The sequence below is a fragment of the Zobellella sp. An-6 genome (genome assembly GCF_052487945.1).
In genome coordinates, this window is sequence record NZ_CP199259.1 from 1,958,211 (window position 1) to 1,978,380 (window position 20,170).

A 20,170-nucleotide genomic window follows, 5' to 3' on the forward strand; every position below is an offset into this window, starting at 1 on the left:
TGTCCGGGCCCGAGTGGTGTCAGAGATCGTAGGGCTCGACGCTGACCCCTTCGAGGCTATAGGAGGCGTTGGCAATGTCGTGGCTGGCGCTCACGGTACGCAGGGTGCCGGTCACCCAGACCGCGTCCCAGAGGTCGTCCACCTGGGCGCCCTTGGGGTAATCCACGTACACGATCTGGTTGGTGGGCGGCGGCGGTACATGGATGCAGGCGCCGAAATAGGGCACCAGGAAGAAGGTGGTGATGGTTTTGCTGTCGCCTTCGAGCGGCACCACGAAGCCCGGTAAACGGACCTTCTTGCCGTTGAGTGAGTCCACCACCTTGCCCACCGGCTGAGGGGGAATGGCGAATTCGTCCTCGTGATCCACCGCGGGGAAGGGGGGCGGGTTGAGACGCTCTTCCATCGGGATCAGGTCGTCCCACTCCAGCAGGGTGAAGTCATCGGCCCAGGCCGGGGCCACCAACAGGGCCAGGGTGGCCAGCCATATCTTTGCGGTTTTCACTGTTTGATACTCATTCCGTCGTTGACCGAGTAGCGGTAGGCCTGGGCTGCCGGCAGCAGGCCGATCACCAGCCCCGCCAGCCAGATAAGCCCGAGCAGGCGCCATTCGGCGGCCGTGGGCAGGCCGGGGTAAAGCAGCAGCCCGTACTGGGCCTGCACCAGCGGTGCCGCCAGGCTGAGGCCAAGATACAACAGTACAAGCCCCAGTAACATCCCCAGGCCGGTCAAAATGGCCGCTTCCAGCGCCAGCAGCGCGAACAGGTGCCGCGGCCCGGCGCCGAGGGAACGCAGTATGGCCAGCTCGCGGCGCCGGGCCGCGAGGCCGGCGAGCAGGGTGGTGAGCATGCCCAGCAGGCCGGCCACCACCACGAACAGGGCGATAAAGGCGATGGCCTTTTCCGCCATGCTCATCATGCTCCACAGCTCGTGCAGGGCGGTGCCGGGCAGGATGGCGGACAGGGGCTCGCCCCGGTAGCCGTTGATGGCCCGCTGCAGCTGGAAGGCCAGCACCTTGTTCTCCAGTCCCACCAGGAAGGCGGTGATGGCCTTGGGAGTGAGGTCGGCGGCGCGGACTTCATCAGGGCCGAGGCTGTGGGTCCGGCGGCCGCTCTGCCAGCCGAGGTGGATGGCCTCGAGACCGTCGAGGCGGACATGCACCGTCCTGTCCACCGGGGTGCCGGTGGGGGCGAGGATGCCCACCAGGGTGAAGGGCAGGTCGTCGTGCAGGCTGAAGGAGGTGTTGCCGGCGCCGTGGGCGATGACCAGGCTGTCGCCCAGCCGATAGCCGAGCTGGCGTGCCACGTCGCTGCCGATCACCGCCTCGAAGGTGTCGGCAAAGGGGCGGCCCTGGGCCAGCGCGAGCGGCTGCTGGCGGCCATAGGCATAATGGCTGAAATAGTCCTCGCTGGTGCCCAGCACCCTGAACCCCTGGTGGGAATCGCCGAGGGAGAGGGGGATGGTCCAGGCCACTCCCTTCTGCTCTTTGATGCGCTGGTAGGCCTCCCAGCTGATGTTGTTGGTGGGGTTGCCGAGGCGGAACACCGAATACAGCAAGAGGTTGATCTGGCCGGAGCGGGCGCCCACGATCAGATCGGTGCCGGAGATGGTACGGGCGAAGCTGTCTTTCAGCTCATGGCGCACCTTTTCCACCCCCACCAGCAGCAGCACGCTGATGGCGATGGCGGCCAGGGTGAGCCCCGCCGTGAGCCGGCGCGCCCACAGGCTTTTTAACGCCAACATTAACATGGCGGTACCCTATTCAGTTCGGGCAGGGACACCACCCGGGAAAACAGCGGCTCCAGATAGGGATCGTGGCTGACAAACACCAGGGTGCTGCCCTGCTGCCGGCATTCATCGAACAGCAGCTCGATAAAGGCGGCCCTGTTGTCGGTGTCCAGCGCCGAGGTGGGCTCGTCGGCGATCACCAGCTCGGGGCGGCCGATCAGCGCCCGGGCCGCCGCCACCCGCTGTTGCTGGCCGATGCTCAGACTGTGCACCGGCTGGTGCCACAGGCTGGCGGGCAGCTGCAGCTCGCCCAGCAGCCGCTCGGCCTCTTCCCGGGCCGGGGCCTGCAACCGGGCGCGCTTGTGGCGGGAGAAGATCAGCGCCGAGGTGACGTTTTCCAGCACCGACAGGAAGGGCAGCAGGTTGAACTGCTGGAAGATATAGCCCAGGTGATCGGCCCGGAAGCGATCCCGGGCCCGGCTGGAGAGCCGTGACAGATCCTGGCCCAGCACCTCGAGCCGGCCCTGGCTGGCCCGCTGGATGCCGGCCAGCAGGCCGAGCAGGGTGCTCTTGCCGCTGCCGCTCGGCCCCTTGATGAAGATGCGCTCGCCCGGGGCCAGTTCGAGCCGCTCGATGTGCAGCAGCTCGGGCCGGCCGGGCCAGGCGAAACGCAGGTTTTCCATGGAAATCAGTGCAGTCATCTGTTACCAGCTGAGTTGGGGTTGTGCCGGAGTCAGGGTGGCGGCCACCTGACCGGAAGGCAGGATACCCTGTACCTCGAGGCGGTTAAAGCTCGGAAACTGCTCGAACAGGCTCAGCTCGATGCGGTTCAGGGCCTGGGGCTGTTCGCAGTGGTAGAAGTAGTGCACCTGCACGTCGCTGTGATCATGGTCGTCATGGTCGTCGCCATGGGCGTGTTGGTCATGATCGTCGTGTTTATGCTCATCATGCTGGTCGTGGTCGTGGTCATCATGCTCGTCCCCGGCCAGCTCGACCTTCTCCAGCCGGCAGGCCGCCGCCGGAGTCAGGGTGAACAGGGCGTCGGCCTGGCGGATTTTCTCCAGTGCCGCGGCCTGCTGGGCCCGTTCGGCGTCGGTGGCGGCCTCGTGCTCGAAGCCGACGATATCCGCCGCCGGTGCGGTCAGCTCCAGCACCAGGTGCTGCTGCTCCAGCGCCAGGTTGAGCTGGCCGTGGCCGTGCTCGTGCACACCGAGCTGGGCCTGGGCGGACAGGCCGAGGGGCAACAGGGCCAGGCCAAGGGCGATAGGGCTAAGTTTCATACGACACTCCATTAATATTGATTTTGTTACGTTATAACGTTTTTGCCGCCTGGCTGTAAAGGCCCCTGGTGCTGCTCCCGGATAAAGTCGATAAAGGCCTGCTCGGCCCGGGACAAGCGCCGGTCGTTCGGCCAGGCCAGGCAGAGGTCGAGAAAATAGGGCTCCCGAAAAGAGACCGCGAACAGATCCTGATCTTCCCGCACGGCCATGCGCAGAAAGGTGGTGATGGCAAAGCCCTGGCGTACCACCGCCTTCAGCAGCGGGATAAGGTTGCTTTCGAAGCCGATGCGGGGGGAGATGCCGGCCCGGCGGGCCACCTCCTCGATGTATTCCCGGTGAAAGAAGCCGTGGCGGAACAGGGCCAGCTCCTGGCGCAGGAAGTCCTCGATGGCCATGCAGGGCTGGTGACGGGCCGGGTGCTCCGCCGGCACCACCGCCACCATTTCTTCCCGCAGCAGGGGCAGGCCGGTGAGCCCCGCCGGCAGGGCGGTGGTCAGCACGATGCCGAGGCCGAGCTTGCCCTGGCACAGGCGCCCGAGCACATCCTGGGTGCCCGCGTCCTCCACCCGGATGGAAAGACCCGGGTAGCGGTATTTGAACGCCATCAGCAAGGGCGGAAAGTAAAAGGAGCCGAGCATGCTGGGAATGCCGATGCACACTTCGCCGGTGTTGAGATCGTGCAGGGCCGCCATGTCCTGCTCGGCCAGTATCAGGGTGGCCAGGATGCGCTCCGCATGCTGGTAGAGCCGCTCCCCCTCGGGGGTGAGCAGCAGCCGGCCCTGGCGACGGTCGAACAGGCCGATGCCGAGCTGTTGCTCCAGCTTCTTGATGGTCATGGTCACGGCGGGCTGGGCCAGGTGCAGTTGCTCGGCGGCCCGGGTGATGCTGCCTTCCCGGGCCACGGCGGCGAACTGGCGCAGCCATTTGGTCTCAAGCATAAGAGTTAGTTATTTTTTCCATAATTTTTATATATTTCATTTATACGCTGGCGGGCGCTAAGGTCAAGGCTGTGATCCCGGAGGCCCTCATGATAGACCTGAAAACCCCGCTCTGGTGGCGTGCCACCCTGGCCCTCGGCCTCGGCTCCATGCTGGTGTTCATCAATCTCTACCTGACCCAGCCGCTGCTGCCCCTGCTGGCGCGGGACTTCGGGCTGTCGGCCCTGGCGGCCGGCTGGGTGCTGTCGGTGTCCACCCTGGGGCTGGCCGTCGGCCTGTTGTTCTGGGCGCGGGTGGCCGACCGGCTCGGCCGCAAGCCGGTGATGCTGGGTTGCCTGCTGGCGGCGCTACTGCTCGGTATCATGATCTCCCGGGTGGCGGGCTTCGGTGCCCTGGTGTGGCTGCGTGCCCTGCAGGGTTTCTTCCTGGCCGGGCTGCCGGCCACGGCGGTGGCCTACATGGGGGAGGAATTCACCCCCAAGGCACTGGTGACCAGCATCGGCATCTACATAGCGGCGAATTCCATGGGGGGCATTGCCGGACGGATATTCGGCGGCCTTATCGCCCAGTGGGCGGGGGGCTGGCAGGCCAGTTTCCTGATCCTCGGCGGGCTGAGCCTGCTGCTGTGGCTGCCGCTGCTGAAGCTGCTGCCCCGCTCCCGTCATTTCGTGCCGGCGGCCAGGGGAGAAGGGGCCCGCGCCCTGCTCGGCCATGTGCGCAACCCCCTGCTGTGGCCGGTGTACCTGGTGGGGGGGCTCAACTTCATGGTGTTCCTCAACCAGTACAGCTACGTGGCCTTCCACCTGGCGGCGCCACCGTTCAACCTGGCTCCGGCGGCCCTGGGGCTGCTGTTCCTCACCTACCTGACCGGCACCTTCGCCTCCGGCATCAGCGGCTGGCTCATCCACCGCTTCGGCCTGTGCCAGACCCTGTTGCTGGCCATCGGCATCATGGCGGTGGGCAACTTGGGACTGCTGAGCGCGCGGCTGCCGCTGATCCTGCTGGCGCTGCTGGTGGACAGCTTCGCCTTCTTCCTGGCCCACGCCTGCGCCAGCAGCTGGGTAGGGCGCAGCGTACAGCACCACCGCGCCCTGGCGTCGTCGCTCTACCTGGTGTTCTACTACCTGGGGGCCAGCCTGGGCGGACTCTATCTCTACCCCTACTGGCAATGGGCGGGACTGCCCGGCGTGGCCGCCGGCATGATGCTGGTGCTGGCGGTGACGGCGGGGCTGAGCCTGAGGCTGTGGCGCCTGGAGCGGCGCGTGCCGGTCAGCGCCTGAAGTAGTCCGCGGGTACCGGTACCACCTCGTGCCGGGCGATTTCCGCGGCGATGGTGTCCGCCAGGCTCTGCAGATGGAACTTGAGCTGGTAGGGGGGCAGGGCCAGGGTCAGCTCGGGCGGATGCCGGGCCAGCCCTTTGCTGTCGAAGGGCACGCCTGGATAGTCATTCAGCAGTTGTTCCAGGCTGTTCACCACTATCTCGCCGTGCTCCAGGCCGGCCAGGTGCGCCTTGCCCGGCTTGGGGGCGGCCAGCTCCAGGCAGGGGACGGGGCCGAAGGGGCTCGCCAGCGGCCGGTGCAGCCTGAAGGTGATGATGGGCCTGCCGCCTATCATGCCTTCCACCAGCACCTCGCCCGCCGCCGCCAGCGCACGGCGCAGTTCAAGGTACTGGTCATTGCTCTCGGCCCGGTAGCAGACGTGGTCCATGGGTCCCAGGTCGAGGGGCAGGCCCTGCCGCGCCAACTGGCGGGCCAGCGCGTCCAGAAAAGGCCGGCTATCGCCCAGTATCTGTTCCAGCATCGGCGTTACCATTTGCGCTTGGGCTCGAACAACAAATCCAGTTCGGATTTTTCCTGTTGCTCTTCCCGCTCCTTTTGCTCCTGCTCGACCCGGATCTGGGTACTGGTCAGGTCGTTCAGCCGCTGTTGCAGGGTTTCTTCGATGATTTTCAGTTGTTCGTCCTTGTCGGCCACCTGCGCGAGCACGGTCAGGCCTTTCTGCAGCATCTGCCGGGCCATGTTGTTGTCACGGTTTTCATGGGCCATGCGGGCCCGCTTGACCAGGTTGGACAGGTTTATCTTCAGTTGCACCAATTCCAGGCGGCGATCTTCGTGCACAAAGGTCTGGGTACCGACCTTGCCCTTGTTGTGCTCTATCCGGAGTACCGCGCGCAGGCGCTTGACGACCTGCAGCATGTGGATGGCCTGCTGATCGGACTCCGGCGGTTTGAGGCCGGATTGCTCCATCTGGTAGTTGTCTTTCACCTGTTGCAGTTGCTGCTGGATATTGACGAGGCGGGATTTGACCTGGCTGTTTTTCGGATCCTGCTGCTGCATGGTTTGCAGGCTGGACAGGATGCGCTGATAAAGCGCCACCACCAGGGTTTTGCTGAAAGGTAACTGACCGGCGTTGAGCAGGAGTTCATCGGTCTCGTTGATGATGTTTTTGTGCTTGAGCAGCAGGGCGCGTTTTTCGGCTTCCTGTTTCTGTCGGTATTGCTGAAGAATATTGTAAATGATGACCAGAAACAGCAGGGCGCCTATGGCTATGAGTACCAGGGTCAGCGTCATCGTTCAGCGGCTCGCTTCGGTTACGGTGAGAGTCAGGGGGAATGTTAACCCAGTAATGGCCCTTTGGCTAACTTCACTCGCCTCGCGGAGGGTAAAAACGGCGATAGTTCAGACGATTAGCCGGCCATAAAACCATTCTGTATGGTCGGCACAGAGGATATTCTGCTAAGGTCTGATAGTATTTAGCTAAGTCACCCTAACCCTGAGACGCCATGAAACTGCAACAGTTGCGCTACATCGTCGAAGTTGCCAACCATAACCTGAATGTTTCCGCCACCGCCGAAAGCCTGTACACCTCCCAGCCCGGGATCAGCAAACAGGTGCGCATGCTGGAGGATGAGCTGGGCATTCAGGTGTTTGAACGCAGTGGCAAACATCTGACCCAGATCACCCCGGCGGGGCGGGACATCATCCGTATCGCCGGCGAGATCCTGGGCAAGGTGGAGAGCATCAGGGCGGTGGCCAGCCAGCACACCCACCCGGACCAGGGCTCGCTCAATATCTCCACCACCCACACCCAGGCCCGCTACGCCCTGCCCGAGGTGATCAAGGGGTTTATCGCCCGCTATCCCAAGGTGTCCCTGCACATGCACCAGGGCACACCGGTGCAGATCAGCGAGTCGGTGGCCAAGGGCGCCTCCGATTTCGCCATCGCCACCGAGGCGCTGCACCTGTACCAGGATCTGATCATGCTGCCCTGCTATCACTGGAACCGTTGCATACTGGTGCCCAAGGATCACCCGCTGACGGCCATCGAGAAACCAAGCATCGCCGATATCGCCCAGTATCCGCTGGTGACCTATGTGTTCGGCTTTACCGGCCGCTCCGAGCTGGACATCGCCTTCAACCGGGCCGGTTACGAGCCCAAGGTGGTGTTCACCGCCACCGACGCGGACGTGATCAAGACCTATGTGCGGCTGGGGATAGGCATAGGGGTGCTGGCCAGCATGGCGGTGGATCCGGTGCAGGACGCGGATCTGGTGGCCATCGACGCCAGCCATCTGTTCGCCGCCAGCACCACCAAGATAGGTTTCCGCAAGGGCACTTTCCTGCGCAGCTACATGTACGACTTTATGGAGCGGTTTGCGCCCCATCTTACCCGGGAGCGGGTGGATAAGGTGATCGCGCTGAAGGCGCCGGAAGAGATCGACAAACTGTTCGAGGGGATAGAGCTGCCTTATCGGTAGCTGGAAGCCGTAGGGTCGAATTTATTCGACCGAATGCAGCACTGTTGCGTAGCAGGGTCGATTTGGTCGACTAAAGTCGACCCTACAACCAAAGCCGGAAGCTTGATGCCGGAAGCTAGAAGTGGGGCAACTTCCGGCTTCCGGCTTCCCGATTCCCGCTTTAGCCCCCCAGGCCCTTGCCGGCGTCCTTCTTGGCGATCAGCTCAATCTTGTAGCCATCCGGGTCTTCCACGAAGGCGATGACGGTGGTGCCGCCCTTGACCGGGCCCGGCTCGCGGGTCACCTTGCCGCCGGCGGCGCGGATCTGCTCGCACATGGCGTAGATGTCGTCGGCTTCGATGGCGATATGGCCGTAGGCGGTGCCCAGATCATAGCTGCCGGTGCCCCAGTTGTAGGTCAGCTCCAGTACCGCCTCGTCCTTTTCCTCGCCGTAACCGACGAAGGCCAGGGTGTACTGGTATTCGGTGTTTTCGCTGGTGCGCAGCAGTTTCATGCCCATGACGTCGGTGTAAAAGGCCACGGACTTGTCCAGGTCGCCGACCCGCAGCATGGTGTGCAAAATACGCATATTCAAGACTCCCAGTAGTTGAGTATAAAATCAGTCCGTTATTGTTATTCCACCATGTCCAGTATGGTGTCGATGATATCGGTAATGGTGATGAGCCCTACCAGGTTGTTGTTGTCGAGCACCAGTATGCGGTTGAAACCGTAGCTGGTCATCAGCCGGGCCACGTGCTTGATGGCCAGATCCTGGCCCACGGCGATGGCCGGCTTGGCGCAGACATCGTAGACGTTGATCAAGTCGATATCGCCGCTTTCCGCCACTATGGTCTTGATGATGGTGGAGTAGGTGATAAGGCCGTAGGCGTCGTGCTCGTTGGCCTTGTCCACCACCAGGCATTTCACCTTGTGCCGTTTCATCAGGCTCAGGGCCTCCCGCACCTTGGCGAAGGGGGAGACGGTGATCACCCGGGTCACCATGATATCTTTTACCAGCATAAGGGTGCCTCCTTAAAAGTCATCCTTGATAAAGCGCTCGAACTGCTCGAGCTGGGCCGCCTCTATGCCGCCCAGGTGCTCCAGGGGCAGGGTCAGCACCACGCCCTTGGACGCGCCTTCCACCTTGTCCTTCGGGCTGATGGTCAGCTCGGCCTGAATGGCCTTCAGCACGTGCAACGACAGGTTCTTCTCCAGCACCATCAGCAATATGCTCTGGGAGCCCTCGTAGGTCAGCCCGAAAAAGGTCTTCTTGCTGCTGGTGCCTATGCCCCGGCCACTCATGATGGTGACGCCGCCGGCACCGGCTTCCTTGGCCGCATCGATACAGCCCTGCTCCAGCTCTTCGGGCACTATGGCCACCAGTAACGAAAATTTCATGAGGATGCTCTCCGGTATTTAAATAGCAGATCCGCTGCGATGGCGTAGATCATCACTGTCACTATGGGATAGATGGAGGCGAAGGCGATAAGACCGAAGCCGTCGATCAGCACATGGCGCCCCTCGATGTGGCTGGCCAGGCCTATGCCTAAGGCGGTGACCAGGGGAACCGTCACCTCCGAGGTGGTGACCCCGCCCAGATCGAAGGCCAGTGCCAGTATGTTGCGCGGGCAGAACCAGATCAGCAGCAGCACCAGCAGGTAGCTGCCGATGATGAAATGATGGATGGAGCCGCCGCTGATGATACGGTGCACCCCCAGGGTGATGCCCAGGCCTACCCCCAGGGCCACCACCAGGCGGATGGCCCGGGCGCTCAGCTCGCCGGGCGCGGCCTGCTCCGCCTGCTGGCCCACGGCGATCAGCGCCGGCTCCGCCATGGTGGTGGCGAAGCCGATGGCGAAGGCGAACAGGTAGATATAGAGCCCCCGATCCTGGCCGATCAGCTGTTCGGCCATGCGGGTACCGATGGGAAAGAGGCCGAGCTTGAGGCCGACCACGAAGGCATAGAGCCCCACCAGCACCATCAGAAAGCCGAAAAACACCCGGGTCGGGTTGGACAGGGAACGCTTGAGCACCAGGTACTGGAAGAACAGCACCACCACCAGTATGGGGGTCACGTCCCGCAGCATCAGAACGAGGTCGAAAACGACCCTTAGCCAGGGGGAATGGATAACGGTGTCCTGGATGTCGTTCGCCACCACTGGCAGGGGGGCTTCGCCCAGGCTGTAGGTGACGATGCCGTAGAGCTGCACGCTGACCATGGGCACCATCACCGCCAGGGCCACCAGGCCGAAACCGTCCATCAGCGGGCTGCGGCCCTGGATGGAGGCGGCCAGGCCCAGTCCCAAGGCGGCGATCAGCGGCACCGTCACGATATTGGTGGTCACCCCGCCCGAGTCGTAGGCCAGGCCGACGATCTCGGGGGGGGCGAAGAAGGTCGTCAGCACCACCAGGCCGTAGCCGCCGACCATGTACCAGTGCAGGCCCTGGCCGAGGATGATGCGCAGTACCCCGGCAGCCATCACCAGGCCCACCGACAGCGCCACGATCAGGCGCAGGGTCAGGGCCTGGATGCGGCCCTCGCTGACCAGCTCGGCCTGGGAGGCGACCGCGATCAGGGCCGGCTCGGCGATCACCGCCGAAAAGCCCATGGCGAAGCCGAAACAGAGCAGAATGGATACCGAGCCCTTGCGGGCGAACTGGTTGGCCAGGCTCTTGCCGAGGGGAAAGATGCTGAGCTCCAGCCCCTGCAGGAAGAGGGCGATGCCGGCGGCCACGATAAGGAGTCCCAGGCTCATGCCGGCGGCATTTTCCGGCCACCGGCCGAGCAGCAGCTGGAACAGTACCACCACCCCGATGATGGGCAACAGGTTGTTCAGGGCATGCAGAAAAGCACCGGCAAAAAGCCTGAGGGTATGCAAGCCATGCTCCTTAGGTTACTCGGTTGAACCCCAGTCTACCCCCGAACACGGGGACGGGTCCAAGCCCGGGCTTCAGGAATCGGGATATTGCTTGTCCTTGTATTCGCACAGATCCTCGATGATGCAGGCACCGCAGCGGGGCTTGCGCGCCAGGCACACATAGCGGCCGTGCAAAATGAACCAGTGGTGCACGTCCAGCTTGAACTCGGCCGGCACCCACTTCAGCAGCTTCTGCTCCACCTCGTCCACGTTCTTGCCCGGGGCGAAGCGGGTGCGGTTGGCCAGGCGGAAGATATGGGTGTCCACCGCTATGGTCGGCCAGCCGAAGGCGGTGTTGAGCACCACGTTGGCGGTCTTGCGGCCCACCCCGGGCAGGGCCTCGAGGGCGGCGCGGTCTTCCGGCACTTCGCCGCCGTGCTTTTCCAGCAGTATGGCACAGGTCTTGATGACGTTTTCGGCCTTGGCGTTGAACAGCCCTATGGTCTTGATGTGCTCCCTGACCCCGTCCACCCCCAAGGCCTGCATGGCGGCGGGGCTGTTGGCGGCGGCGAACAGGCCCTTGGTGGCCTTGTTGACGCTGACGTCGGTGGCCTGTGCCGAGAGCAGCACGGCGATCAGCAGCTCAAAGGGGCTGGCGTAGTTGAGTTCGGTGGTGGGGTGGGGGTTGTCCGCCCGCAGCCGCTCCAGGATCTGGCGGCGTTTTTCCATGTTCATAACGAGGTGACCCTTGCTCTGGTGATTTCGGCCTTGGGCGCCGGGGCGCGGCGGGCCGCCAGCCGTCCGTCCAGCCAGTTCTTGGCGGCGATCAGCAGTCCCAGGCCGATAAAGGCGCCGGGCGGCAATATCGCCAGCAGGAAACCGTTGTCCAGATGCAGCACATCGACGCGCAGCCCCGCCGCCCAGTCGCCCAGCAGCAGCTCGGCGCCATCGAACAGGGTGCCCTGGCCCAACAGCTCGCGCAGCCCGCCCAGCACCAGCAGCACGGCGGTGAAGCCCAGGCCCATCATCAGGCCGTCGAGGGCGGCGAGCGGCGGGCTGCTCTTGGAGGCGAAGGCCTCGGCCCGGCCGATGATCACGCAGTTGGTGACGATAAGGGGAATGAAGATGCCGAGCGACTGGTACAGCCCGTAGGTATAGGCGTTCATCAACAGCTGCACACAGGTGACCAGGCTGGCGATGATCATCACATAGATGGGAATGCGCACCTCGTTCGGCACCCAGCGGCGTACCAGGGAGACGGTGAGGTTGGAGCCTGTCAGCACCATCATGGTGGCCAGCCCCAGCCCCATGGCGTTGGTCAGGGTGCTGGTTACCGCCAGCACCGGGCAGAGGCCGAGGATCTGCACCAGGGCCGGGTTGTTCTTCCACAGCCCCTGGCGGATGATGTCTTTCTGTTGTTCGGTCATAGGGAATCTCCGCAGCGGGGGGAGCGGCTCAGCAGCCCGGGCTCCTGTTCAAGCATCAGCAGTACCTGGCGCACCGCCTTGACCACCGCCCTGGGAGTGATGGTGGCGCCGGTAAAGGCGTCGAACTGGCCACCGTCCGGGCGCACCGCCCAGCGGGCGTCTTCCTCGCCGAGCAGCGCCATGCCGTCGAAGGACCGCACCCAGGGGGATTTTTTCAGCTCTATCTTGTCGCCCAGGCCCGGGGTTTCGTTGTGGGCGAGCACCCGCACGCCCGAGAGTTGGCCGTCGGCGTTCACCCCCACCACCAGCTTGATGGCGCCGCTGTAACCGTCGGGGGCGATGGCCTCGATGGCATGGCCCTGCACCGCGCCGTTTTTCACTGCGGTGAAGGCGGGCAGGGGATCCCGGCTGCCGAGGTAGTGCTCGCTGGCCACCAGGGCGCAGTGGTCGAACAGCGGCTCGTCGTGGCTGTCGGGCGGCAGCAGCTCGTTCAGTACCAGCAGCAGCTGGGCCTGCTCCTGCTCCACTATGGTGTGACGGGTCAGGCTGTGGGTAAAGGCCACCAGGGCGGTGCAGCCCAGGGCGAACAGGGCCAGGATCAGGCCGTTCTTGCGCATCATCTCCAGCATCAGCGGGCCTCTCCGTAAGTCTTGGGTTTGGTCAGGCTGTCTATCATGGGCACCGTCATGTTGGCCAGCAGCACCGCGAAGGCCACCGCGTCCGGGTAGCCGCCGAAGGTGCGGATAAGATAGACCAGCAGGCCGATCAGGGCGCCGTAGACGAGGCGGCCGCGGAAGGTGGTGGCCGCCGACACCGGATCGGTGGCGATAAAGAAGGCGCCCAGCATGGTGGCGCCGGAGAAGAGGTGCATCATGGGGCCCGTGGTGCCGTCGGGGGAGACCATAAAGCCCGCCAGGCTGAGCAGGAAGAGGGTACCGAGCATGGCCACCGGGATGGGCCAGCTGATGAGCCGCAGGCGCAGCATGACGAGGCCGCCGGCCAGGTAGGCCAGGTTGACCCACTGCCAGCCGATGCCGGCCAGGCCGCCGAACACCGGGCCGGTCAGCATTTCACTGCCGGTGTGGCCCTGGGTGAAGCCGGTTTTCAGGGTATCGAGCGGGGTGGCCATGGTGGTGCCGTCGGCCAGCTCGCGCAGCTGGTGGGGGGCGAAGCCGTCCAGGGTGAAACCGGTGAAGATGGCCGACAGGCAGTCCATCAGCCCCGGCGGGTAGGTCTGCAGCGAAAGCGGCGGCAGCCAGCTGGTCATGGGCAGAGGAAAGGACACCAGCAGCAGCACATAGGCCACCATGGCCGGGTTGAACAGGTTCTGACCGAGGCCGCCGTAGAGCTGCTTGGCGACGATGATGGCGAAGGCGGTGCCGATCACCACCAGCCACCAGGGCGCGAGCGGCGGCACGGCGATGCCGATGAGCAGAGCGGTGAGCAGGGCCGAATTGTCCCCGAGCGGGGCGAGGCGGCGCTTGCGCAGGGTCAGTACCAGGGCTTCGGCGGCGTAGGCGGTGGCCACGGCCAGGGCCATCTGGATCAGGCTGCCCCAGCCGAAGAACCAGCACTGCACCAGTATGCCCGGGATCAGGCAGTAGCAGACCCGCCGCATCAGGGCGGCGGTGTTCAGGGGAGCATGATCATGGGGTGAACTGCTGAGTGTAAACGCCATTAGGACTCGTCTTCTCGATCGGGTTGAGAGGGGGTGGCCTGCTGCTGGGCCCGGCGGGCCTTGGCCCGTGCCACGGCGGCCTTGACTGCCGCCTTCTTGGCGGCGTCGGTATCCTGCGTTTCAGCCGGCGATCCAGCCACCGGGGTGGCGGTGTCTTCTCCGGCCGGGGCGGCTTCGGCTTGCTGCTCGGCCTTGCGCGCCTTGGCGCGGGCGATGGCGGCGGCCACGGCGGCTTTCTTGTCGTCGTCGGATTTTTCCGCCACCGGGGCGGCTTCGGCTTGCTGCTCGGCCTTGCGCGCCTTGGCGCGGGCGATGGCGGCGGCCACGGCGGCTTTCTTGTCGTCGTCGGATTTTTCCGCCACCGGGGCGGCGTCGGCTTGCTGCTCGGCCTTGCGCGCCTTGGCGCGGGCGATGGCGGCGGCCACGGCGGCTTTCTTGTCGTCGTCGGATTTTTCCGCCGCCGGGGCGGCGTCGGCTTGCTGCTCGGCCTTGCGCGCCTTGGCGCGGGCGATGGCGGCGGCCACGGCGGCCTGCTTGTCGTCGCCGGACTCTTCCGCCGCCGGGGCGGCCTGTGCCGCCTGTTGGGCCTTCAGCTCCCGGTTGCGGCGGGCCTCTTCCTTGCGGGCGGCGCGGGCGGCGGCCATGTCCTCGGGGCTCTGTTCCTGCTGGCGGGCCTTGACCCGGGCCAGGGCGGCGGCCACCGGGTCCTCGCCACCGGCGGCCACCTGCTCGGCCATGCGTGCCTTGCGCTCGGCGGCGGCCTTCTCGTGGCGGGCCTGGCGCTCGGCCTTTTCCCGCTCCAGCCGGGCCTGACGGGCCTCGAAGCGGTGCTTGGCCCGCTCCGCCAGCTCCGCCTCGCGCTGGGCCTGGCGGATGTCGGCCTTGGCCACCCGGTAATACTGCACCAGGGGGATCTGGCTGGGGCAGACATAGGCACAGGCGCCGCACTCGATGCAGTCGAACAGGTTGTGGCTGTTGAGCTTGTCGTGCTCCCGGGCGCGGGCAAACCAGTACAGCTGCTGGGGCAGCAGGCTGGCGGGGCAGGCGTCGGCGCACTGGCTGCAGCGGATGCAGGCCAGCTCGTCGCCGGCCGGCGGCAGCTCGGCCCGGGTCGGCGCCAGCACACAGTTGCTGCCCTTGATGATGGGGGCACTGGCACTGTGCAGGGTAAAGCCCATCATGGGGCCCCCCATGATGATGCGCTGCTCCGGCTCGGGAGCGAGCCCGTAGCGTTTGAGCAGGTAGCGCACCGGGGTGCCGATATGCACCCAGGCATTGCCGGGTTCGGCAAAAGCGTCGCCCGCCAGGGTGACCACCCGGTGGATCAACGGCTCGTCGTCCAGCACCGCCCGCTTCACCGCGAAGGCGGTGCCCACGTTCTGCACCACCATGCCGATGTCGGCGGGCAGGCCGTTGTGGGGCACCTGGCGGCCGGTGAGGATCTCGATCAGCTGCTTCTCGCCGCCGGAAGGATACTTGGTCGGCACCGCTACTATCAGGAGGCTGTCGTCGCCGTTGGCCTCGCGCAGGGCGGCCAGGGCCTCGGGCTTGTTGTCTTCCACCGCCAGCACCGTCACCTGGGGCTTGACGATATGGCGCAGTATGGCGATGCCGTCGAGGATCTCTGCGGGGTGTTCGCGCATCAGCCGGTCGTCGGCGCTGATGTAGGGCTCGCATTCCACCCCGTTGATGATCAGCGCGTCAATGGCCTTGCGCCGGGGCATCAGCTTGACGTGGGCCGGAAAGCCGGCGCCGCCCAGGCCGGTGATACCGGCGGCGTGGATACGCTCCAGCAGCACGTCGGCATTGAGTGCCTGGTAATCGGTGATGGGGAAACGCGGCCGCCACTGCTCCTCGCCGTCGGGCCTGAGCACCACGCAGGGGCCGTCCAGTCCCGAGGGATGGCACAGGGGCCTGTCCTCGATGGCGACGACAGTGCCCGAGGTGGGGGCGTGCACCGGTATCATCATGGGGTTGAGCGGCTCGGTCAGGGGCTGGCCCTTGAGCACCCGCTCACCCGCCCTGACCTTGAGCCGGGCCGGCTGGCCGATATGCTGGCGCAGTGGCAGCACCAGCTCGTCCGGCAGGCCGGCGTCGCCGATGGGGCTGAGGTTGGCCGGCGCCTTGCGCTCGGGCGGGTGGATGCCGCCGTGAAAACCGTGCAGCTTGCCTGCGTTCAGATCCTGTAACAGCGACATCTTACTCTACCTGCTTGATGGCGATGGGTTGCAGTTGCCATTTCCAGTTGTCGGGGGTGACCGGCAGCGGGATCATCTCGATACAGTCGGTGGGGCAGGGATCCACGCACAGATCGCAGCCGGTGCATTCGTCGCGGAGCACGGTATGCACCGCCTTGGTGGCGCCGACGATGGCGTCCACCGGGCAGGCCTGGATGCACTTGGTGCAGCCGATGCACATGTCCTCGTGGATAAAGGCGACCTGCTTCACCGGCTCGGCGGCGGCCTCGCCCATGGCCTGGGGCTCGACCCCCATGAGATCGGCAATCTTGCGCATGGTGGCGTCGCCGCCGGGCACGCACTTGTTGATGTCGTCGCCATTGGCGACGGCTTCGGCGTAGGGACGGCAGCCCGGGTAGCCGCACTGGCCGCACTGGGTCTGGGGCAGCAGCTCGTCGAGCTGATCCACTATGGGGTCGGACTCCACCCGGAAGCGGACCGCGGCAAAGCCCAGCACCAGGCCGAAGATCAGCGCCAGCAGCGCCAGTACCGCAATGGCGATTAAGATATGCATCATGTTACAACTTGACCAGTCCGGTGAAGCCCATAAAGGCCAGCGACATCAGGCCGGCGGTGATCATGGCCAGGGCCGCGCCCCTGAAGGGGGCCGGCACGTCGGCCCCGGCCAGGCGCTCGCGCATGGCGGCGAACAGCACCAGCACCAGGGAAAAGCCGAGCGCGGCGCCGAAGCCGTACACCAGGCTCTGCATAAAGTTGTGCTGCTCGTTGATGTTCAGCAAGGCCACCCCCAGCACCGCGCAGTTGGTGGTGATCAGCGGCAGAAAGATGCCCAGCAGCCGGTACAGGGTGGGGCTGGTCTTGTGCACCACCATCTCGGTGAACTGCACCACCACGGCGATCACCAGAATAAAAGACAGGGTGCGCAGGTATAAAAGTTCCAGCGGCAGCAGTATGTACTGGTTGACCAGGTAGGAGCAGGCGGCGGCCAGGGTCAGCACGAAGGTGGTGGCCAGCCCCATGCCGACGGCGGTTTCCAGTTTTCCCGACACCCCCATAAAGGGGCAGAGCCCGAGAAACTTGACCAGCACGAAGTTGTTGACCAGCACGGTGCCGACAAACAGCAGCAGGTATTCAGACATGATCACTCGGCGATATTAAATGGCGGCCGGTATTATCGGCCTTTATGCCTCGTTTAACAATGCCACAGAGCCTGGGGGTTTAGAACAAGGTATTGATTAACATGCCGATAACCGCCAGGGTGCAGAGCGCGAGCGAACCGTAGTGCATGACGGGCCTGGACACCAGATGCAGGGTCTGCACCGCCAGCCAGTTGCCGAGCAGGGCCGCCGGCACCAGGGGAGCGGCCTGCAGCATCTGGGCCTGGCCGAAATAGCCGCCGCCGATCAGCGCAATCACCGACATCAGGCTGGAGACCAGGAAAAAGCCCGCCAGGTTGGCGCGGATGCGGTGCATGTCGGCGCCGTGCAGCACCAGCACCATGGGCGGCCCGCCGATGGTGGTGCTGGTGCCCATGACCCCGGACAGAAAGCCGCCCAGGGAGAGGGTGGCGCCGTTGGTGGGCAGGGCCAGGTTGCACAGGCGCACCAGCACCCCCAGCATGATGGTGAAGGCGATAAGGATGGCCAGCCACGACTGGGACATCACCCCCAGCAGCCAGACCCCCACCAGGCTGCCGGGAATGCGGGCCAGCAGCGCCGGCGCCAGCAGGTTGAGCTCCAGCCCCTTGCGGAAACGCCAGCCGTTGATCAGGCACATCATCAGGATCACGAAGGACAGGGGGCCGGGCACCAGGGCCGGATCCAGGTAGAACAGCAGGGGGGCGGCGATCACCGCCATGCCGAAACCGATGGCGGTCTGCACATAGGCGCCGGTAAAGCAGGCCAGGGCGGCGAGCAGCAGCGTCTGGGGAGCGAGTTCGATAATGTCCGGCATGTCAGGGCCTTGGCACAACAAGCAGGATGCCATTATGGCCAATGGCGGCAAGCGGGGGAAGGCGGAAAGGGACTGGCCTTATGGATATTCCAGGTTGGCACCATGGGCCGGGTGACGATGGACCCCCGCCTTCGCGGGGGTGACGGTGCTGAAGGTTCTTGCGACCTGCCCTGGACGAACGGCATTGGAGCCGGCCGGACAGGATTCAAAAACCGACTGGCTTCAGGAGGACTTTTCTTCCTGCTTCTGCTCTGCCTGTTGCTGTTGTTCCGCTGGTTTCTTTTCCTGCTCTTTGTCCTGGCCGCCGCAGGCACCGCAACATCCGCTCATGCTGTTCTCCTCTGGGTTGATGATGTACGGAAGCATAACCCCGTGATGGCGAAGGCGCTTTGATCGGGAACAAGAAAGGTGCATTCAGGATGATAGTTAAGGCGGCGGGAAACGGAGGTAAAGCCAGGCAGGCGGAGGGGCCTGCCTGGCGCACCCTCAGAACAGGGTGTTGGACAGCTGGTACATCTCTTCGTTGAAGGGACGCTTCAGGTGCTTGATGCAGTCGATGATGTCGTGGTGCACTACCTGGTTGTTCTGCAGGCCCACGCAGCGGCCGCCGTAGCCCTCGAGCAGCAGCTCCACCGCCCGCGCGCCCATGCGGCTGGCCATGATGCGGTCCTGGGCGGTGGGGGTGCCGCCGCGCTGGATATGGCCGAGGATGGTGGCGCGGGTATCCCGCCCGGTGGCTTCCTGGATTTCCTTGGCCAGGGCGTTCACGTCGCACACGTTTTCACAGATGGCCACGATGGCGTGCTTCTTGCCTTTGGCCACCCCTTCGTGGATCTGCCGGATCAGCTCGTGCTTGTCGAAGTCGATCTCCGGCACGATGACGTATTCGGCGCCGCCGGCCACGGCGGCGGAGGAGGTGAGGTCGCCGCAGTGGCGGCCCATGATCTCCACCACCGAAATGCGGTTGTGGGAGCTGCAGGTGTCGCGCAGCCGGTCGATGGCCTCCACCGCCACGTTCAGCGCGGTGTCGAAGCCGATGGTGAACTCGGTGCCGGCGATGTCGTTGTCGATGGTGCCGGGAATGCCGATGCAGGGAAAGCCCATCTCGGTCAGGCGCATGGCGCCCATGTAGGAGCCGTCACCGCCGATCACCACCAGGGCGTCGATGCCGTGCTTCTTCAGGTTTTCGACCGCTTCCACGCGCACCTTCTCTTCCTTGAACTCGGGAAAGCGGGCCGAGCCGAGGAAGGTGCCGCCGCGGGTGATCACGTCGGAGACGCTGTGGCGCTCCAGCTGCTTGATGTCGTCCTGGTGCAGGCCCAGGTAGCCGCTGTAGATACCGAACACTTCCAGGTTGTGGTGCAGGCCGGCCCGCACCACGGCGCGGATGGCGGCGTTCATGCCCGGGGCGTCGCCGCCGCTGGTCAGTACCCCAATTCGTTTAATCATCTTGGCCTCAATTCAAAATCGTGGTTGAAACCCGGAACAGCGGGCATATGTAGTAAAATTACCAATATGCCCGTGATTATTAGGCGCCTGCCTTGATAATGGCAGCAAATTCGTCCGCCTGCAGGGCGGCGCCGCCCACCAGGGCACCGTCGATGTCTGCCATGGCGAACAGGCCGGCGGCGCTGGCGCCCTTGACCGAGCCGCCGTACAGGATCTGCACGCCGGCGGCCACATTGGCGTCCTGCTTGGCCAGGAAGGCGCGGATGGCGGCATGTACGCCCTGGGCGATGTCGGGAGTGGCGGTCTTGCCGGTGCCGATGGCCCACACCGGCTCATAGGCGATGACCGCACTGGCCAGGGCCTGGATGCCGCTTTGATCGATCACCGCCTGCAGCTGGCGCTCCACCACGGCCTGGGTTTCGTTGGCTTCGAACTGCTCCAGGGTTTCGCCGATGCACAGCACCGGTACCAGGCCGGCCTGCTGGATGGCGGCAAACTTGGCGGCCACCACGGCGTCGGATTCAGCGTGCAGGGTGCGGCGCTCGCTGTGGCCCACCAGCACGTACTGCACCCCGAACTCGCCGTACATGGCGGGGGAGTTTTCGCCGGTGAAGGCACCCTGGGTGTGGACGTCCGCGTCCTGGGCGCCCAGGGCGATGGTGCTGTCGGCCAGCAGCTCCTGGGCCTGGCCCAGGAACAGCACGGGCGGGCACACGGCCACGGCCACGTTGCCGGCCTCGGCGGCGGGCGCCTTGAGGGCGTTGATCAGTTCCGCCACCATGGTCTTGCTGCCGTTGAGCTTCCAGTTACCCATTACCAGTGTTTGTCTCATGAGTTGTTTCCTTTCAGTTAAATAACGTCATTATAGGGATTTGGACCGGGCGAAACCAAGAGCCAGGGCACGGTTTGATGTAATTTTTCGACTTTT

23 protein-coding genes are annotated in these 20,170 nt (G+C 64.8%); 2 read left to right on the forward strand and 21 right to left on the reverse strand.

Annotated elements, in window-relative coordinates:
• Positions 1-19: 19 nt before the first annotated feature.
• Genes ACT7DK_RS09050 through ACT7DK_RS09070 form a run of 5 tightly spaced genes read right to left on the reverse strand, consistent with a single transcriptional unit; the run spans position 20 to position 3,943 of the window.
• The gene (locus ACT7DK_RS09050; RefSeq protein ID WP_445398375.1) at positions 20-502 is read right to left on the reverse strand and encodes a DUF3299 domain-containing protein; all 483 of its coding nucleotides are present in this window, start codon (positions 500-502) and stop codon (positions 20-22) included.
• A complete protein-coding gene (locus tag ACT7DK_RS09055; protein ID WP_445398377.1) occupies positions 499-1,746 on the reverse strand; it encodes an ABC transporter permease in 1,248 nt (415 codons plus the stop codon). The genes ACT7DK_RS09050 and ACT7DK_RS09055 overlap by 4 nt, the downstream gene beginning before the upstream one ends.
• Positions 1,740-2,426, reverse strand: a complete 687-nt coding sequence (locus tag ACT7DK_RS09060; protein ID WP_445398379.1) for an ABC transporter ATP-binding protein — start codon at positions 2,424-2,426, stop codon at positions 1,740-1,742. The genes ACT7DK_RS09055 and ACT7DK_RS09060 overlap by 7 nt, the downstream gene beginning before the upstream one ends.
• A gap of 3 nt (positions 2,427-2,429) precedes the next feature.
• Positions 2,430-3,005, reverse strand: a complete 576-nt coding sequence (locus tag ACT7DK_RS09065; protein WP_445398381.1) for a DUF2796 domain-containing protein — start codon at positions 3,003-3,005, stop codon at positions 2,430-2,432.
• A 26-nt stretch (positions 3,006-3,031) separates the two neighbouring features.
• Complete coding sequence (locus ACT7DK_RS09070) at positions 3,032-3,943, reverse strand: LysR family transcriptional regulator (protein ID WP_445398383.1); 912 nt, start codon at positions 3,941-3,943, stop codon at positions 3,032-3,034.
• Between the two features lie 89 nt (positions 3,944-4,032).
• On the opposite strand from ACT7DK_RS09070, the gene ACT7DK_RS09075 reads away from it, so the two are divergent.
• The gene (locus tag ACT7DK_RS09075) at positions 4,033-5,223 is read left to right on the forward strand and encodes an MFS transporter (RefSeq protein ID WP_445398385.1); all 1,191 of its coding nucleotides are present in this window, start codon (positions 4,033-4,035) and stop codon (positions 5,221-5,223) included.
• On the opposite strand, the gene ACT7DK_RS09080 is transcribed toward ACT7DK_RS09075, so the two are convergent.
• A complete protein-coding gene (locus tag ACT7DK_RS09080) occupies positions 5,213-5,743 on the reverse strand; it encodes a VOC family protein (RefSeq protein ID WP_445398387.1) in 531 nt (176 codons plus the stop codon). The genes ACT7DK_RS09075 and ACT7DK_RS09080 overlap by 11 nt on opposite strands.
• A gap of 5 nt (positions 5,744-5,748) precedes the next feature.
• Entirely contained in the window at positions 5,749-6,513 is a 765-nt protein-coding gene (locus ACT7DK_RS09085; RefSeq protein WP_445398389.1) for a DNA repair ATPase, read from the reverse strand.
• Positions 6,514-6,725: 212 nt separating this feature from the next.
• Here ACT7DK_RS09085 and cysB point away from each other — a divergent pair, with 212 nt between their 5' ends.
• Entirely contained in the window at positions 6,726-7,700 is a 975-nt protein-coding gene (gene cysB / locus ACT7DK_RS09090; RefSeq protein WP_445398391.1) for an HTH-type transcriptional regulator CysB, read from the forward strand.
• A 160-nt stretch (positions 7,701-7,860) separates the two neighbouring features.
• On the opposite strand, the gene gloA is transcribed toward cysB, so the two are convergent.
• The 14 genes from gloA to tpiA all read right to left on the reverse strand — a co-directional run bounded on the left by gloA (position 7,861) and on the right by tpiA (position 20,074).
• Positions 7,861-8,268 carry a lactoylglutathione lyase gene (gene gloA / locus ACT7DK_RS09095; protein WP_445398393.1) on the reverse strand — a complete coding sequence of 136 codons (408 nt, stop codon included), beginning with the start codon at positions 8,266-8,268 and terminating at the stop codon, positions 7,861-7,863.
• A 44-nt stretch (positions 8,269-8,312) separates the two neighbouring features.
• Complete coding sequence (locus tag ACT7DK_RS09100) at positions 8,313-8,699, reverse strand: CBS domain-containing protein (RefSeq protein WP_445398395.1); 387 nt, start codon at positions 8,697-8,699, stop codon at positions 8,313-8,315.
• Between the two features lie 12 nt (positions 8,700-8,711).
• On the reverse strand, positions 8,712-9,077 hold the full coding sequence (locus tag ACT7DK_RS09105) for a transcriptional regulator (RefSeq protein ID WP_445398397.1): 366 nt from the start codon (positions 9,075-9,077) through the stop codon (positions 8,712-8,714).
• Positions 9,074-10,558: a DUF1538 domain-containing protein gene (locus tag ACT7DK_RS09110; RefSeq protein WP_445398399.1), complete on the reverse strand. Its 1,485-nt coding sequence runs from the start codon at positions 10,556-10,558 to the stop codon at positions 9,074-9,076. Before ACT7DK_RS09110 ends, ACT7DK_RS09105 begins: the two co-directional genes overlap by 4 nt.
• A 72-nt stretch (positions 10,559-10,630) precedes the next feature.
• The gene (gene nth, locus ACT7DK_RS09115) at positions 10,631-11,272 is read right to left on the reverse strand and encodes an endonuclease III (RefSeq protein ID WP_445398401.1); all 642 of its coding nucleotides are present in this window, start codon (positions 11,270-11,272) and stop codon (positions 10,631-10,633) included.
• Positions 11,269-11,964 carry an electron transport complex subunit E gene (locus ACT7DK_RS09120; RefSeq protein WP_445398403.1) on the reverse strand — a complete coding sequence of 232 codons (696 nt, stop codon included), beginning with the start codon at positions 11,962-11,964 and terminating at the stop codon, positions 11,269-11,271. Before ACT7DK_RS09120 ends, nth begins: the two co-directional genes overlap by 4 nt.
• Positions 11,961-12,593, reverse strand: coding sequence for an electron transport complex subunit RsxG (gene rsxG, locus ACT7DK_RS09125; protein ID WP_445398405.1), 633 nt, complete (start codon positions 12,591-12,593; stop codon positions 11,961-11,963). The genes ACT7DK_RS09120 and rsxG overlap by 4 nt, the downstream gene beginning before the upstream one ends.
• Positions 12,593-13,642, reverse strand: a complete 1,050-nt coding sequence (rsxD, locus tag ACT7DK_RS09130; protein WP_445398407.1) for an electron transport complex subunit RsxD — start codon at positions 13,640-13,642, stop codon at positions 12,593-12,595. The genes rsxG and rsxD overlap by 1 nt, the downstream gene beginning before the upstream one ends.
• Positions 13,642-15,840 carry an electron transport complex subunit RsxC gene (rsxC, locus tag ACT7DK_RS09135; RefSeq protein WP_445398409.1) on the reverse strand — a complete coding sequence of 733 codons (2,199 nt, stop codon included), beginning with the start codon at positions 15,838-15,840 and terminating at the stop codon, positions 13,642-13,644. The genes rsxD and rsxC overlap by 1 nt, the downstream gene beginning before the upstream one ends.
• Position 15,841: 1 nt before the next feature.
• The gene (rsxB, locus tag ACT7DK_RS09140) at positions 15,842-16,396 is read right to left on the reverse strand and encodes an electron transport complex subunit RsxB (protein WP_445398411.1); all 555 of its coding nucleotides are present in this window, start codon (positions 16,394-16,396) and stop codon (positions 15,842-15,844) included.
• Position 16,397: 1 nt separating this feature from the next.
• The gene (gene rsxA / locus ACT7DK_RS09145) at positions 16,398-16,979 is read right to left on the reverse strand and encodes an electron transport complex subunit RsxA (protein ID WP_445398413.1); all 582 of its coding nucleotides are present in this window, start codon (positions 16,977-16,979) and stop codon (positions 16,398-16,400) included.
• 79 nt (positions 16,980-17,058) lie between these two features.
• Positions 17,059-17,793: a sulfite exporter TauE/SafE family protein gene (locus ACT7DK_RS09150; protein WP_445398415.1), complete on the reverse strand. Its 735-nt coding sequence runs from the start codon at positions 17,791-17,793 to the stop codon at positions 17,059-17,061.
• A gap of 486 nt (positions 17,794-18,279) precedes the next feature.
• Positions 18,280-19,242, reverse strand: coding sequence for a 6-phosphofructokinase (gene pfkA / locus ACT7DK_RS09155; protein WP_445398417.1), 963 nt, complete (start codon positions 19,240-19,242; stop codon positions 18,280-18,282).
• Between the two features lie 79 nt (positions 19,243-19,321).
• Positions 19,322-20,074, reverse strand: coding sequence for a triose-phosphate isomerase (gene tpiA / locus ACT7DK_RS09160; RefSeq protein WP_445398419.1), 753 nt, complete (start codon positions 20,072-20,074; stop codon positions 19,322-19,324).
• Positions 20,075-20,170: the final 96 nt, after the last annotated feature.

What these genes read in the sequence shown, in the direction of transcription:
- ACT7DK_RS09055 (WP_445398377.1), bottom strand. Translation starts at nt 1,746, where the DNA reads ATGTTAATGTTGGCGTTAAAAAGCCTGTGGGCGCGCCGGCTCACGGCG.
- ACT7DK_RS09060 (WP_445398379.1), bottom strand. Translation starts at nt 2,426, where the DNA reads ATGACTGCACTGATTTCCATGGAAAACCTGCGTTTCGCCTGGCCCGGC.
- ACT7DK_RS09065 (WP_445398381.1), bottom strand. Translation starts at nt 3,005, where the DNA reads ATGAAACTTAGCCCTATCGCCCTTGGCCTGGCCCTGTTGCCCCTCGGC.
- ACT7DK_RS09070 (WP_445398383.1), bottom strand. Translation starts at nt 3,943, where the DNA reads ATGCTTGAGACCAAATGGCTGCGCCAGTTCGCCGCCGTGGCCCGGGAA.
- ACT7DK_RS09075 (WP_445398385.1), top strand. Translation starts at nt 4,033, where the DNA reads ATGATAGACCTGAAAACCCCGCTCTGGTGGCGTGCCACCCTGGCCCTC.
- ACT7DK_RS09080 (WP_445398387.1), bottom strand. Translation starts at nt 5,743, where the DNA reads ATGCTGGAACAGATACTGGGCGATAGCCGGCCTTTTCTGGACGCGCTG.
- ACT7DK_RS09085 (WP_445398389.1), bottom strand. Translation starts at nt 6,513, where the DNA reads ATGACGCTGACCCTGGTACTCATAGCCATAGGCGCCCTGCTGTTTCTG.
- cysB (WP_445398391.1), top strand. Translation starts at nt 6,726, where the DNA reads ATGAAACTGCAACAGTTGCGCTACATCGTCGAAGTTGCCAACCATAAC.
- gloA (WP_445398393.1), bottom strand. Translation starts at nt 8,268, where the DNA reads ATGCGTATTTTGCACACCATGCTGCGGGTCGGCGACCTGGACAAGTCC.
- ACT7DK_RS09100 (WP_445398395.1), bottom strand. Translation starts at nt 8,699, where the DNA reads ATGCTGGTAAAAGATATCATGGTGACCCGGGTGATCACCGTCTCCCCC.
- ACT7DK_RS09105 (WP_445398397.1), bottom strand. Translation starts at nt 9,077, where the DNA reads ATGAAATTTTCGTTACTGGTGGCCATAGTGCCCGAAGAGCTGGAGCAG.
- nth (WP_445398401.1), bottom strand. Translation starts at nt 11,272, where the DNA reads ATGAACATGGAAAAACGCCGCCAGATCCTGGAGCGGCTGCGGGCGGAC.
- ACT7DK_RS09120 (WP_445398403.1), bottom strand. Translation starts at nt 11,964, where the DNA reads ATGACCGAACAACAGAAAGACATCATCCGCCAGGGGCTGTGGAAGAAC.
- rsxG (WP_445398405.1), bottom strand. Translation starts at nt 12,593, where the DNA reads ATGCTGGAGATGATGCGCAAGAACGGCCTGATCCTGGCCCTGTTCGCC.
- rsxD (WP_445398407.1), bottom strand. Translation starts at nt 13,642, where the DNA reads ATGGCGTTTACACTCAGCAGTTCACCCCATGATCATGCTCCCCTGAAC.
- rsxC (WP_445398409.1), bottom strand. Translation starts at nt 15,840, where the DNA reads ATGTCGCTGTTACAGGATCTGAACGCAGGCAAGCTGCACGGTTTTCAC.
- rsxB (WP_445398411.1), bottom strand. Translation starts at nt 16,396, where the DNA reads ATGATGCATATCTTAATCGCCATTGCGGTACTGGCGCTGCTGGCGCTG.
- rsxA (WP_445398413.1), bottom strand. Translation starts at nt 16,979, where the DNA reads ATGTCTGAATACCTGCTGCTGTTTGTCGGCACCGTGCTGGTCAACAAC.
- ACT7DK_RS09150 (WP_445398415.1), bottom strand. Translation starts at nt 17,793, where the DNA reads ATGCCGGACATTATCGAACTCGCTCCCCAGACGCTGCTGCTCGCCGCC.
- pfkA (WP_445398417.1), bottom strand. Translation starts at nt 19,242, where the DNA reads ATGATTAAACGAATTGGGGTACTGACCAGCGGCGGCGACGCCCCGGGC.
- tpiA (WP_445398419.1), bottom strand. Translation starts at nt 20,074, where the DNA reads ATGAGACAAACACTGGTAATGGGTAACTGGAAGCTCAACGGCAGCAAG.